At 70.0% G+C, this 13,531-nt stretch carries 12 protein-coding genes; 3 read left to right on the top strand and 9 right to left on the bottom strand.

The genetic code is table 11. The annotated features are described in order from the left end of the window. Nucleotides 1-29 precede the first annotated feature (29 nt). From ACW7G5_RS11200 to ACW7G5_RS11170, 7 genes are all read right to left on the bottom strand, one after another. Nucleotides 30-704: a DUF484 family protein gene (locus ACW7G5_RS11200; RefSeq protein WP_457004529.1), complete on the bottom strand. Its 675-nt coding sequence runs from the start codon at nucleotides 702-704 to the stop codon at nucleotides 30-32. After that, nucleotides 701-1,573, bottom strand: coding sequence for a diaminopimelate epimerase (dapF, locus tag ACW7G5_RS11195; RefSeq protein ID WP_457004528.1), 873 nt, complete (start codon nucleotides 1,571-1,573; stop codon nucleotides 701-703). Before dapF ends, ACW7G5_RS11200 begins: the two co-directional genes overlap by 4 nt. Then, nucleotides 1,560-1,967 carry an LPS translocon maturation chaperone LptM gene (lptM, locus tag ACW7G5_RS11190; RefSeq protein WP_457004526.1) on the bottom strand — a complete coding sequence of 136 codons (408 nt, stop codon included), beginning with the start codon at nucleotides 1,965-1,967 and terminating at the stop codon, nucleotides 1,560-1,562. The genes dapF and lptM overlap by 14 nt, the downstream gene beginning before the upstream one ends. A gap of 9 nt (nucleotides 1,968-1,976) precedes the next feature. Continuing rightward, nucleotides 1,977-2,417 carry a YbaN family protein gene (locus ACW7G5_RS11185; RefSeq protein WP_457004524.1) on the bottom strand — a complete coding sequence of 147 codons (441 nt, stop codon included), beginning with the start codon at nucleotides 2,415-2,417 and terminating at the stop codon, nucleotides 1,977-1,979. Nucleotides 2,418-2,680: 263 nt separating this feature from the next. Beyond that, the gene (locus ACW7G5_RS11180; protein ID WP_457004522.1) at nucleotides 2,681-4,900 is read right to left on the bottom strand and encodes a S9 family peptidase; all 2,220 of its coding nucleotides are present in this window, start codon (nucleotides 4,898-4,900) and stop codon (nucleotides 2,681-2,683) included. A gap of 70 nt (nucleotides 4,901-4,970) precedes the next feature. Next, nucleotides 4,971-7,079, bottom strand: a complete 2,109-nt coding sequence (locus ACW7G5_RS11175) for a prolyl oligopeptidase family serine peptidase (RefSeq protein WP_457004521.1) — start codon at nucleotides 7,077-7,079, stop codon at nucleotides 4,971-4,973. Between the two features lie 74 nt (nucleotides 7,080-7,153). Beyond that, a complete protein-coding gene (locus ACW7G5_RS11170) occupies nucleotides 7,154-7,399 on the bottom strand; it encodes a hypothetical protein (RefSeq protein ID WP_457004519.1) in 246 nt (81 codons plus the stop codon). 1 nt (nucleotide 7,400) lies between these two features. On the opposite strand from ACW7G5_RS11170, the gene ACW7G5_RS11165 reads away from it, so the two are divergent. Beyond that, nucleotides 7,401-8,144 (top strand): lipocalin family protein, encoded by a 744-nt coding sequence (locus ACW7G5_RS11165; RefSeq protein ID WP_457004518.1) that lies wholly within the window; start codon nucleotides 7,401-7,403, stop codon nucleotides 8,142-8,144. A 15-nt stretch (nucleotides 8,145-8,159) separates the two neighbouring features. Here ACW7G5_RS11165 and ACW7G5_RS11160 read toward each other — a convergent pair whose 3' ends face one another. Together ACW7G5_RS11160 and ACW7G5_RS11155 are read right to left on the bottom strand one after the other, a co-directional pair. Continuing rightward, nucleotides 8,160-9,125: a helix-turn-helix transcriptional regulator gene (locus ACW7G5_RS11160; RefSeq protein WP_457004516.1), complete on the bottom strand. Its 966-nt coding sequence runs from the start codon at nucleotides 9,123-9,125 to the stop codon at nucleotides 8,160-8,162. 7 nt (nucleotides 9,126-9,132) lie between these two features. After that, nucleotides 9,133-10,527 (bottom strand): FAD/NAD(P)-binding protein, encoded by a 1,395-nt coding sequence (locus ACW7G5_RS11155; RefSeq protein ID WP_457004514.1) that lies wholly within the window; start codon nucleotides 10,525-10,527, stop codon nucleotides 9,133-9,135. 267 nt (nucleotides 10,528-10,794) lie between these two features. Between ACW7G5_RS11155 and ACW7G5_RS11150 the strand changes: the two genes are divergently transcribed. Beyond that, on the top strand, nucleotides 10,795-12,564 hold the full coding sequence (locus ACW7G5_RS11150) for an SLC13 family permease (protein ID WP_457004512.1): 1,770 nt from the start codon (nucleotides 10,795-10,797) through the stop codon (nucleotides 12,562-12,564). Nucleotides 12,565-12,571: 7 nt separating this feature from the next. Next, nucleotides 12,572-13,474 carry a DmsC/YnfH family molybdoenzyme membrane anchor subunit gene (locus ACW7G5_RS11145; RefSeq protein ID WP_457004510.1) on the top strand — a complete coding sequence of 301 codons (903 nt, stop codon included), beginning with the start codon at nucleotides 12,572-12,574 and terminating at the stop codon, nucleotides 13,472-13,474. Nucleotides 13,475-13,531 lie beyond the last annotated feature (57 nt).

Genomic DNA, 13,531 nt, shown 5'->3' with positions numbered 1-13,531 from the left:
TCCCTCGCGTCTTCGCGCTTTCGCAGGGCTCAATCCCGATGCCGCAACAGCGCCACCGCGAAGGCCTCGGCCATCATGCGCAGGAACAGCGTGCCCATGCCCGGATAGAAGCGGTTGGGGTCGCTGCTGCCGACCGCCACCACGCCCACGCCGTCGATCGGCAGCAGCGCCGTGGACGCGACCTCGTCGACGCGTGCGGCGTACAGCAGCGCCTGCTTGTCCGGGTGCAGCCGGCCGCACAGCGGTTCGCCGTCGCGGAGGCAGTCGGCGAAGGGCTGCAGGCTGCGGTCGTCGCGGGCGATGACCTGCAGCCATTCCTCGTCCTGCAGGCCGGGCAGCGGCTCGAACAGCACCACGCGCACCAGGTCGCCGTTGAAGTCCTCGGCAAGCGTCGCAACCATGGCCCGGACCACGCCGGCGGCGCTGCGGGGGCGCATCAGCGCCAGGGTCAGCTGATGGGTGCGCACCGCCAGCCGCTCGTTCTCCTGCGATACCGCGTACAGGTCCTGCAGGCGGCGCGAGAGTTCGCGGTTCTTGTCGCGCAGCACTTCCAGCTGGTAGCTGGCCAGCGAGGCGGCGGGCCCGTCCTCGCGCGGGACCACCATGCTGATCGCAAGGTCCGGGAACTGCTGCAGGAACCTGGGATGCCGGCGCAGCCAGGCCGCGACCTCGTGGGCGCCGAGCTTCTCGACGGTGTCGTTCATGCGTTGAATACCCCTTCGTAGACGAATGCCGCCGGTCCGGCCATGCGCAGGCCGCCGTCGGCACCATGGTAAATGCGAAGCGTGCCGCCGGGCAGCACGACATCCACCCCCGCCGCCGCGTCCACGCGGCCGCGGCGCGCCAGCACCGCCACCGCGGCGCAGGCGCCGCTGCCGCAGGCCAGCGTTTCGCCGACGCCGCGTTCGAACACGCGCAGGCGGATGCGGTTGCGGTCGATGACCTCGGCGAAGCCGACGTTGCACGACTCCGGGAACGCCGCGTGCCGCTGCAGCGCCGGGCCCAGCTCCGCCACCGGCGCGGCGTCAACGTCGTCGACCTCGAGCACGGCGTGCGGGTTGCCCATCGAGACCGCGCCGACGCGCAGCGCGAGGCCGTCGACCTCGATCGCGTACGCATCAGCCGCGGCGGCGAAGCCGGCCAGGGGGATCGCCTGGGGCGCGAACACCGGCGCGCCCATCGCGATGTCGAACATGCCCTCGCCCAGCGCACGCGCGCGATGGCTGGCCACCGGGCTGTCGAGGATGAAGTCGGCGGCCGCGGCGCCGTCGCGCACCAGCCAGGCGGCCACGCAGCGCGCGCCGTTGCCGCACTGCTGCGAAGGCGAGCCGTCGGCGTTCCAGATGGCGTAGGACGCCAGCGCGTCCGCGCTGCGCGGCGCGGCGATGGTCAGGATCTGGTCGCAGCCCGCGCCGCGGTGGCGGTCGGCGAGCAGCCGGCACAGCGCGGCATCGGGCGACGGCCGGCCGTCGCGCAGGTCCAGGACCACGAAGTCGTTGCCGGCCCCGTGCATCTTGCTGAAGCGCAGTGCGGCCGGAGCGGCCGCGGCCATCGCGGGATCAGGCGACGCCATCACCCTCGTCGCCCGCAGCAGCCGCGGCCGGGTCGTCGCCCTCGCCGTCGACGCCGGCTTCGGGATCGACGTCCGTATCGGCGTCGATATCGGCGTCGATATCGGCGTCGATATCGGCGTCGATATCGGTGTCGATATCGGTGTCGATATCGGTGTCGATATCGGTGTCGATATCGGTGTCGATATCGGTGTCCACGTCGGCGTCCGCATCGTCGTCCACCGGCACGCCGTCGAGGCCTGCATCGGCATCATCGTCGGCTTCGTCAGCGGATCCGGCCGGCCAATCCTCGTCGTCCGGCGCCGGTGGCGGCAGCAGCGGGCCCTTGTTGCCGCAGGCGGACAGCGCGAGCACGGACGACAGCAGGGCGAGTGGCAGCAAGGCGCGGATATTCATGGCCGCAGTCTAGCGCGGCGGCTCCGGCCGCATCCACAGCCACGCACACACCGCGACCATGCAGGCGATCGGCAGCGCGATGGCCCACCAGCGCGCGTAGCCGGTCATCCAGGCCACGGCGAGCAGGATCAGCGCCGAGGCCGCCATGGCCCCCGTGGCCATCCACTTGGAGCGCCGGGTAACGGCGCCATGCTCGTGCCAGTCCCGGATCATCGGCCCGAAACCCGGGTGCGCCAGCAGCCAGCGATGCAGCCGCTCGGAGCCCTGGGCCGCCGCCCAGGCGGAGAGCAGGATGAATGGCACCGTGGGCAGCCCGGGCAGTAGTACGCCGAGCAGCCCGAGGCCGAGCGCGGCGTAGGCCAGCAGCCACCACGCCCAGCGGAAGCGCACGGGCCGTGCGTCGGGCGGCGCGGCCCGGGGCGGCTTTGGCGTGCGGGAATGCTCATCCATCCCGCCATCATGCCTTTGGCAGCGCCGGGGCGCCCGCTGTTGCAGGAGCGGCCGTTGCAGGAGCTGCTTTTGTGGGAGCGGCTTTTGTGGGAGCGGCTATAGCCGCGACGCCCTTTGGCCGCCAGCCCATTTCGCGGCTATAGCCGCTCCCACAAAAAGCAGGGATGGCGTCGCCGCGGCCATGCCCCACAAAAAAGCAGGGATGGCGTCGCCGCGGCATGCCACACGAAAGCACGTGTGGGCGGTCGCAGCTGTAGCTGCTCCTACAGTGCCGGGGCGGGGTTCGCGGGGGGCGCCGGAGCCGGAGCCGCGGGTGCGTCGGCGGCGACGCCAAGCTGGTCGAGCATGAAGGCATACATCTCCGCCAGCTCGCGGTAGCGGCGGAAGCGGCCCGACTTGCCGCCATGACCGGCGTCCATGTTGGTGCGGAACAGCACCGGCGCGCCCGAGGTGTTGAGGTCGCGCAGGCGGGCAACGTACTTCGCCGGCTCCCAGTACTGCACCTGCGAATCCCACAGGCCGGTGCCGATGAACATCGCCGGATAGGCCCTGGCCTCCAGATTGTCGTAGGGCGAGTACGTGACCATGTAGTCGTAGTCGGCCTTGCGCTCGGGATTGCCCCACTCGTCGTACTCGTTGGTGGTCAGCGGAATGCTGCGATCGAGCATCGTGGTGACCACGTCGACGAAGGGCACCTGCGACAGGATCAGCCGGTATTTTTCCGGCGCCATGTTCGAGATCGCGCCCATCAGCAGGCCGCCGGCACTGCCGCCGTAGGCGGCCACGCGGTTCTTCGACGCCCAGCCTTCGGCCACCAGATGGTCGGTGACGTCGATGAAGTCGGTGAAGGTATTGATCTTGTTCTGCAGCTTGCCGTCGTCGTACCACTTCCGGCCCATCTCCTGGCCGCCGCGGATGTGGGCGATGGCGTAGACCATGCCGCGGTCCAGCAGGCTGGTCGTGGTCAGGCTGTAACCCGGGTCCATCGACATGCCGTAGCTGCCGTAGGCGTACTGCAGCAGCGCCGCGGTGCCGTCCTTTTCGAAGCCCTTGCGGTAGACCAGCGACACCGGGATGCGGGTGCCGTCGCGGGCGGTGGCCCAGCTGCGCTCGGTGACGTACTTCGAGGGGTCGTAGCCGATCACCGGCTGCTGCTTCAACAGGCGACGCTCGCCGGTCCGCACGTTGAGCTCGTAGGTGGTGCCCGGCGTGGTCATCGAGGTATAGCCGTAGCGCAGCCACTCGGTGTCGGGTTCGGCGTTGACCGACAGGCCCATCGAGTACGCCGGTTCGTCCGCGGCGACGTACTCGTCGCCACCACCGGCCTTCAGCACGCGCACCCGCTCCAGGGCGTTGGAGCGCTCGGCGATCGCGGTGAAGCCGTCGAACAGCTCGTAGCCTTCCAGCAGCACGTCGTCGCGGTGCGCGATCCACTCCTTCCACTCCGCGCGCGAAGTGGCGGCGGTGGGCGCGGTGGCGATGCGGTAGTTCGGCGCCTTGTCGCCGTCGGCGCCGGGGGCATTGGTGAGGATCACCCAGCGGCCGTCGAAATGGTCGGCGTCGTACTCGACGTCACGCTCGCGCGGCGCAAGCACGGTGAATTCGCCCGGGTCGGAGGCCGGGGTGCAGCGCAGCTCGCTGGACACCGTGCTCTCCACGCCGATGCAGATGAAGCGTTCGTCGCGGGTGCGCGACAGCCCCATGTAGAAGCTGTCGTCTTCCTCTTCGTACACCAGCACGTCGTCGGCCACCGGGGTGCCGAGCACGTGCTTCTTCACGCGCACGGTCAGCAGCGTATCGGGGTCGTTCTCGACGTAGAACAGGGTCCTGTTGTCATCCGCCCAGGCCATGTCGGCGGACAGGCCGGGAATGGATTCCGGGTAATCCTTGCCGGTCTCCAGGTCGCGGAAGCGGATCGTGTACTGGCGGCGGCCGATGCTGTCGTCGGCCCAGGCCAGGATGCGGTTGTCCGGGCTGACCTCGTACACGCCGACGCTGAAGTACTCCTTGCCCTCGGCCATGGCGTTGACGTCGAGCAGCACCTGCTCGGCGGCGAAATCGCCGGCTTCGTTCAGGCGCATGATCGCGGCGGCATCCAGGCCCTCGGCGTCCTTGCGGCGCGCGTGCACCGGGTAGTCCTTGCCGGCCTCGTAGCGCGAGTAGTACCACCAGCCATGCTCGCGGAAGGGCACGCTGGCATCGTCCTGCTTGATGCGGGCGATGAACTCGTCGTACAGCGCGTCCTCGACCGGCTTCAGCGGCGCCACCACCTGGTCGACGTAGGCGTTCTCGGCTTCGAGGTAGGCCAGCATGGCCTTGTCTTCGCGCGCGTCGTCACGCAGCCAGTAGTACTCGTCCTGGCGCACCGCGCCGTGCGGGGCACGGACCTCGTGGGCGCGCTTCTCGACGTCGGGCGGCGTGGGCGTGGCGGCGTGGCTGGTGAGGGTCATGAGCAGGAGGCCGGCAAGTGCGATGGGCTTCATTGGATGGGGTCCACGGGTGGCGGATGCAACCGGGGCGCCTTGCGGCGCCCCGGGGTCGTTGCTGGCGAGGTCAGTCGGCGTCGCGGCCGATCTGCTGCCAGAGGAAGGTCAGGTACAGCGCGTCCATGTGCGCGGCCTGCCTGTTGTTGGCCGCGCCGCCATGGCCACCTTCGATGTTCTCGTAGTAGCGCACGTCCTTGCCCGCTTCCGACATCAGCGCGTGCATCTTGCGGGCGTGGCCCGGGTGGACGCGGTCGTCGCGGGTCGAGGTCAGGATCAGGGTCGGCGGATAGTCCTTCGCTTCATCGAACAGATGGTAGGGCGAGAAGGTCTTGATGAACTCCCACTCCTCCGGGATGTCCGGGTTGCCGTACTCGGCCATCCACGAGGCGCCGGCCAGCAGCTTGTGGTAGCGCTGCATGTCGAGCAGCGGCACCTGGATCACGACCGCGCCGAACAGCTCCGGGTACTGCGTCAGCATGTTGCCGGTGAGGAGCCCGCCGTTGCTGCCGCCGCGGATGCCGAGGTGCGCGGGCGAGGTGATCTTGCGTTCGATCATGTCGCGCGCCACCGCGGCGAAGTCCTCGTAGGCCTTGTGGCGGTTGGCCTTGAGCGCGGCCTGGTGCCAGCGCGGTCCGTACTCGCCGCCGCCGCGGATGTTGGCGACCGCGTACGTGCCGCCCTTCTCCAGCCAGCCCTTGCCGACGCCGCCGGAGTAGCCCGGGGTCAGCGAGATCTCGAAGCCGCCGTAGCCGTACAGCAGCGTCGGGTTGCTGCCATCCAGCGCCATGCCCTTGGGATGCACCAGGAAGTACGGGACCTTGGTACCGTCCTTGGAGGTGGCGAAGTGCTGTTCGATCACATGCTTCGATGCGTCGAAGAACGCCGGCATGGTCTTGAGCACTTCCGGCTTTCCGCCCACTTCCACCAGCGACAGCGTACTGGGCGTGAGGTAGTCGGTGACGGTCATCCACAGCGCGTCGGACTCGTCGCTGTCTACCGCCGAGACACCCACCGTGCCGATTTCGGGCGCGCCGGCGAACTCGCTGCGGGTCCAGCCGTCGGCGCCCGGCGTGAGCACGTGCAGCCGGTTCTTGACGTCGTCGAGCACGTTCAGCACCAGATGGCTCTTCGTGAACGTGGCGCCGGCCAGCGAGGTGGTGTCGGTGGGCTCGAACAACACGTCGAACTCGCGCTTGCCGGCCATGTAGTCGTCGAACTTCGCCGCCAGCAGCGAGCCCGCCTTGTAGGTCTTGCCGCCAATCTCCCAGGGTTCGCGCAGCTCGAGGCCGAGCCATTCGCGCTGCACCGACTTCTGCGCCGAGTTCGGCACGTCAACCTTCGTCAGGCTGCCGTCGTCTTCGCGCAGGTAGAGCTCGTCGTTGTAGAAAGCGATGGTGCGGATGACGAAGTCGCGCTCGAAGCCCGGCGTGTGGTCGTGCCCGGCGGAGATGTACATGTCATCGGCCTGGCCTTCGTAAACCACCGTGGCCGCATCCATCGGTGTGCCGCGCTTCCATTCCTTGGCGATACGCGGGTAGCCGGAGCTGGTCAGCGTGCCGTCGCCGAAATCGGTGAAGACATAGACCGTGTCGCGGTCGATCCACTGCAGCGCGCCCTTGGCCTCGTCGCGGAAGAAACCGTCCTCGACCCAGGTCTGCGTGGACAGGTCGAACTCGCGGGTGACGTCGGCGTCCGCGCCGCCGCGCGACAGCGCGACCAGGCAGCGCTCGTATTCAGGACGCAGGCAGTTGGCGCCGTGCCAGACCCAGTTCTCGCCCTCGGCCTTGTTGAGCGCGTCGAGATCGAGCACGGTCTCCCACTTGGGCTGCGGCTTGCGATACTCGTCCAGCGTGGTGCGGCGCCAGATGCCGCGCTCGTGCCTGCTGTCTTTCCAGAAGTTGTAGTACCAGTCGCCCTGCTTGTAGACGCCGGGGATCTTGTCGTCGGAGTCATAGACGGCGAGCAGGTCGGCCTCGAGCGCCTTGAAACCAGGCGTGTCGACCAGTTCGGCCTCCGCCTTCGCGTTCTGTTCGCGGACCCAGGCGAGCTGCTTTTCGCCCTCTACGTCCTCGAGCCACTGGTATGGATCGGTCACTTCGGCGTCCTCCTGCGCGGTCGCGCCGAAGGAGGCAACGGCAAGCGCGGCAAACAGGCAGGCATAAGGCAGCTTGGACATGCGGCAGGCTCCGGCGGGTGGGCCGGCAACGCTAGCACAGGCCGCGAAGCGCGGACCCGGGCCGAATGTCTTGATCAGCCGCCGGCGCGCCGGCGGGCCACGGCCAGTGCCAGCCAGGCAGTGACGGGAAGGCCGGCCAGCCACAGCGGCACCCAGCCGAAGCTGGCGCTGTCGCCGCGCGCCTGCGGCAGCGAGAGCATGGCCACCAGGGCCAGGAACATCAGCGCCAGCACTCCGCGCGCCACCCAGTCCGGGCTGGCAGGCCCAGCGGCGGCGGCAAGGCGGACGGGGTGGAACCGGTGGCTTGTGCGTGGTGTCATGATGGCTCTCCAGAATGTGGAGCCCAGCCTGCAACCGCCCCATCTCAAGGACTGCGACCCTGGCATTGACGCCTCCTTCGCCGGCCCGCTGGCAGCCTGCCGCGGCACCACGGAATACGTGATGACCCAGCATTCCAGACGAGTTCCCTTCCAACGTCCTTCTGCCATCCGCGCTCTGTGCGCGCTTGTGCTGTGCCTGCTGCTGGCCGCCTGTGCCAGCGGGCGCGACGGCACCGCGGCCGGCGGCCGCGACGCCCGCATGCCGCCACTCGAAGTCCTGATGGGCGACTGGTACGTCGTGGCGCGGGTGCCGTGGTTCGGCGAACGCGGACAGGTCGCTTCCACCACCCATCTGGCGATGGCCGACGACGACCGGATCGAACTCGGCCGCCACTGGCGCGAGGGCTTCGGCCAGCCGCTGGAGTCCGCCAGCTCCACCGCCCGCCGCGACGGCCAGGGCGATCGCACCTGGAAAGTGCGCGCCTATGGCGTCGTGCCCACGCGGCTGCGCATGCTGGAAATGGCCACCGACGGCAGCTGGCTTCTGATCGACTCGCCCGGGCGCGACCACGCCTGGATCCTCACCCGGGCACAGCAGGTCGAAGACGAGGCCTATCTCGAACTCGAGCGGCGCATCCGCAGCCATGGCGTCAATACCGACCGGCTGCGCCGCGTGCCCCAGGTCCCGGAACAGGAGGGGCGGCTCGGCTTCGAGCCTGCCGCCAGCCCCACACCCGGCAGCTGAGGCGGCGGACGCGCCTCAGCGCTCGTAGTTCGACAGCGCCAGCTCGAGCAGCGACTTGGCCTGTTCGCGCAGCGACGGCGGCTCGAGGATCTCGGCGTCGCTGCCGTAGTGCAGCACGTCCATCAGCAGCTCGCGCGCGGCGCTGTAAGGCACCTTCAATTCGTAACGGCCGTCGGCGAGGTGGCGGCCCTGCTGCTGCGAGTGCCAGTGCTCGTCGGCCACCCAGCGCGCGGCCTTGGCGCTGAAGAGGATGGTCGCCACGCCCTTGGGCGCACCCGAGAAAATGCCGTAGCTGCCGCCGAGATGGCGGTCGAGCTCGCCCTCGTCGACGTCGATCGCGGCGTCTTCCAGCCCGCGCGCGTGGGTGACGCGGTCGACCGAAAAGCTGCGCAGGCCGTCGCGTTCGTGGTCCCAGGCATCGAGGTACCAGTTGTCGCGGTAGTGGGTGATGCGCTGCGGCGACACGGTGCGCCGGGTTTTCTCATCGGTCGAGCGCGCACGGTATTCGAAGGCCAGGCGCTTGCGCCCGAGCACCGCCGAACACACCGCGCGGAAGGCCTGTTCATCCAGGCGCCGGGTGCGGTGCGGGATCACGCGCACGCGCTCCATCGGCCACTGCTTGCCGCTGGCGTGCTCGCTCAGCAGCTTCTCGATGCGCGACTGCAGCGGCGCCAGCGCCGAGGACAGGACGCCACCGCTGCTGCGCGACAGGAGCTGCTTCGCGGCCAGCAGCGCGTGCAGTTCTTCGGAACTCAGCCACAGGCCCGGCAGTTCGAAGCGGCCGCTCTCTTCAGCGTCGTAGCGGATGCCGGCATCGTCGCCCACGATCGGCGCCATCAGCGCGTCGCGCAGGAAGGCCACGTCGCGGTAGACGGTGGCACGCGAGCAGTCCAGCTCCTCCTGCAGGCGCGCGACCGTGACCGGATAGCGCGCAGAGCCGAGGATGCGGTGCAGCGAGAGGATGCGTTCGTAGCGGTCCATGGCCCGATTATGGCCCGGTCGCGTCGAGATGGGCGCGCACCGCGCCGGCGACGTCCAGCGCCTGGCCGCGAAGCTCGGGCATGGCGATGCTTTCCCAGAGGTCGCCCACCCGCAGCGCCCCCAGGGTCCAGAGTCCCGGCACCGGCGCGCCGTCGGCGCCGAGGGGAACGCCGTCGGCCGCGGTTGCCGCACCGATGCGATGCGGCCCGGGACGCAGCAATCCGCGTCCGCACAGCCGCGCCAGCAGCCCGTCGCCGACATCGATCCGCTTGTCCACGCCGAGCGCATTGACCAGCACGTCGGCCTCGAAGCGCTCCAGGCCGTCGCGACCGCGCGGACGCCAGGTGATGCCGGGCCGGGGGCCGCCATCGACCACCACCAGCCGGCCGGCCAGCCTCCGCAACTGCCCGGACGCGGTGGCTGCGTCCAGCTGCCGCGCGACCTCCGGAGCGATGCGGTGGCGGTGCACGTCCCAATGGCGAACCAGGTGGCGCAGGAAGCGTCGCTGCCCGGCTGCGTCCAGGCTGGTCCACAGCGCCTGGACGTGGGGCCTCAGCGCATCCATCACCGCCTGCCAGGGCCGACCCTGCGCCTGCTCGCGCGCGACCACGCGGCGGACTGCGCGCAGCCTGGCGCGCAGGTCCGGCTCGTCCAGCAGGCCGGCGATTTCCACGTCCGACGGCGGCGCCGGCTCGGCATGTGGCAGCGGCACCAGTCCGCGCCGGGACAGCGAAGTGATGCGCCCACGATGTCCGTTGGCACACAGGCCCAGGACCACGTCGACCATGCTCAGCCCGGCGCCGAGGATGCAGACATCGGCATCCGGCGGGATCGCCGCGACCCCGGCATAGTCCCAGGCTTCGACCACGGCCATCCCGCTTGCGGCCCCGCCGTCGGCCACCGGCAGCCTCGCGGGACGGTTGCCCACCGCCAGCACCACCGCCCGCGCCCGCAGCCGGCCGCCCGACGCCAGCACCACCTCGAAGCCGTCCTCCAGCGGCACCACGTCCACGGCGGCATCGGTGATCCGGCTCAAGCGCTCCAGCCCCGGACGGCCTCCAGCCAGCGCCGCCAGGTAGCGCGCATAGACCATGCGCGGCATGAACCGCGCGCCGAGCGTGGCCGGTTCCTGTCCGGCATGCTCGGGCAGGCCCTCCAGGAAGCGGACGAAATCCCACGGGCTGTCGCCGAACGCGCTCATGCCGGCGGCACGCACGTTCAACAGGTGCTCGGGGTGCCGGGTGGAATACGCGACGCCTTCGGCCATGGCCGGCCGCGCTTCGACCAGGGCCACGGTGTGCGGGCATGCACCGTCGCCGAGCAGATGGGTCGCGACCAGCGCGCCGCTGGCGCCACCGCCGACCACGACGACGTCGAACCGGGAAGGGTCTGGGCTGGACAAGCGGTGCCTCGCAGGGCGGGAACAGGACGCCAGTATCCCACCCGCGCGTGACGCGCATCCATGCCCTCGTCCGCCAGCGGTGGCACCCTGTGCCGTCGACATTGCACCTCCACGGCCTGCGGATATCCTGACCTCCTGCGCGCCGGCTCCCACCGGAGGTGAAATGCGCGTCCCCTGGGCCCGAGAGAATGGAATGCCTCTGAACCTGCTGGTGAGCATCGCCGCGATGACCATGCTTCCGCCGCTCGGCCAAGGAGCGCGCCGCCCATGACTCCGGACATGCTGCTCACCTTCCTGGTGCTTGCCGGCGCGGTCGCGCTGTTCATCAGCGAAAAGATGCCGCCTGAAGTGGTGGCGATGCTGGTCCTGGCCGCGCTCCTCACCCTGCGCCTGGTCAGCACCGAGGAAGCGCTGTCGGGCTTCAGCAGTCCGGCCACGGTGACCGTGGCTGCGATGTTCGTGCTCAGCGCCGGGCTGCAGCAGAGCGGGTCTCTGAACCGCTTGGGCGAAACCATCGCGCGCATCCGCTGGGGCTGGCTGCTGGCGCTGGTGATGATGCTGCTGACCGCGGCGGTGTCGGCGTTCATCAACAACACTGCCGCAGTCGCGGTGTTCCTGCCGCTGATCATCGCCGCGGCGGTGGCCAACAATCTTCCGCCGTCGAAGTTCCTGATCCCGCTGTCGTACGCGGCCCAGTTCGGCGGTGTGTGCACGTTGATCGGTACCTCCACCAACCTGCTTGTCGATTCCATGGCGCGGCAGGCGGGGCACGAAGGTTTCACCATCTTCGAGTTCAGCAGTCTGGGCATCATTTTCGTGGTGGTCGGCACCGTCTACCTGATGATCGCGCGCCACTTCCTGCTGCCCGACCTCGGCGTGCCGCAGCAGGCCGACAGCGGCCATGCCGGCCGCTACGTCGCCGAGCTGCTGGTGCCGGAAAAGTCGAGCGCGATCGGCAAGCGGGGCAGCGAACTGCTGCCCGACGACAGCGGCGACGTGGTGGTGCTGGAGATCTACCGCGGCCGCGCCGCAGTGCCCTCGCCGCGGGGCACCGGGATCGAGGCCGGCGACCGCCTGATGGTGCGCGGCAACTGGACCGACATCGAGGCCGCGCGGCGCAAGCTCAAGCTGCGCCATGACGACGTAGCCGGCGACCTCGAGGGCGACGACGAGGACGAGCGCGTGCACGCCGAAGTGATGGTGGCGCCAAGCTCGCACCTCATCGGCCACACCCTGGCCAGCCTGCGCTTCGCCCATACCTACCATGCCCGCGTGCAGGGCCTGCACCGCCACCGCCTGTCCTCCAGGCAGCCGCTGGATCGCGTACCGCTGGCCGTCGGCGACGTGCTGCTGCTTGATGCGCCGGAAAGCGCGCTCGACCTGATGCGCGCCGACCCCGGCCTGGTGGTGCTGGGCGAGCGCGAGCAGACCCGCACCTCCATCCGCCGCTCGCTGCTGGCGCTGGGCATCCTGACCGCCGTGGTCGCCGTGGCCGCCGCCGGGCTGATGAGCATCGTCGCCTCGGCGATCATCGGCTGCTGCATGCTGCTGCTGCTGCGCGTGCTGGAGCCGGAAGATGCGTACGCCGCCATCGACTGGCGCGTGGTGCTGCTGCTGGCCGGCGTGCTGCCGCTGGGCATCGCCCTGCAGAACAGCGGCGCCGCGGCGCTGGTCGCGGATTTTTCGATCGGCCTGTTCGGAGGCTTCGGGCCGGTCGCAACCCTGGCGGTGATCTACGTACTGACCTCGGCCCTGACCGAGATCATGAGCAACAACGCCTCGGCGGCCGTGGTGGTGCCGATCGCGATCGCCACCGCCGAGTCGCTCGGCCTCGACAGCAAGCCCTTCCTGGTCGCGGTCGCCTTCGCCGCGTCCACCAGCTTCGCCACGCCCATCAGCTACCAGACCAACACCATGGTCTACGCCGCCGGCGGCTACCGCTTCCGCGACTTCGTGAAAGTCGGGCTACCCCTGAACATCATTTTCATCGTGATGGCCGTGGTGCTGATCCCGCGCTACTTCCCCTTCAGCGCTTGAGCCTGCCGTGACCGACCTGCCATCACCACCGCCGGATCCGATGCAACCGGCCCTGTCCGCCATGGTCTTCAACACCCTGTCCGGCGCCGGCTACGGCCTGCTGGCCTGGTCGGGCCTGACCATCACCATGCTGGCGCTGCGCGGCGGCCTGTCGCCGGCGTTGGAAGGCGTGCAGCTGGCCGGCCTTGGCCTGGGCCTGCTGCTCTCGACCATCGGCCTGCCCTGCTGGCTGGCCCGTTTGGGCAAGCCCGGCCGCGCCTGGCGCGCCTTCAGCCAGTGGCGCAGCTCGTGGCTGTCGCGCGAGGGCATGCTGGCGGTGGCCACCGCGCCGACGGCCGCCGCCACGATGGCGCTGCTGCTGTGGATGCCATCCGGCGCCACGCGCGCCGCTTGGCTGGCCTGCCTGGGCCTGCTGCTGGCCGTGCTGGCACTGGCCACCGTGGCCTGCACGGCGATGAGCTACGCCGCGCTGAAGCCGATCCCGGCGTGGCGGCATCCACTGGTGCTGCCGGTGTACCTGCTGTTCGCGCTGCTGACCGGATTGGCCCTGCAGCTGGTGACCATGGCGGCGATGCTGCGCGGCCAGGGTCCGGCCGGGATGCTGCCGACGCTGGTGCTGTCGGGACTGGTGCTGGCGGTGCTCAAATGGCTGTACTGGCGCGCCCTCGACGCCGCCGCCGCGCCGGCCACCCGCGACGCCGCGGCCGGCCGGCAGGCGGCGCGGCTGCGCCGGGCGGCGCTGGCCGGGCTGGTCGCGGCACCACTGCTGGCCACGCTGCTGGTGGCGCTTGGCTGGATCCCGGCGCTGGCGGCCACCCTGCTGGCGGCGCTCGGGCTGCTGGCGGGCGCCTTCGCCGAACGCTGGCTGCTCTTCGCCCAGGCCCGCCACGAGGTCAGCGCCCATTGCTGAACCGGACCGTGGCCGCCGTCTTGGAACGGCCACCGATGCCCGCGATAATGGGGCGAT

The organism is Luteimonas sp. A501, assembly GCF_054052085.1.
Note: the sequence above shows the minus strand (reverse complement) of the source record. Positions and strands in the feature narration are given on the sequence as shown.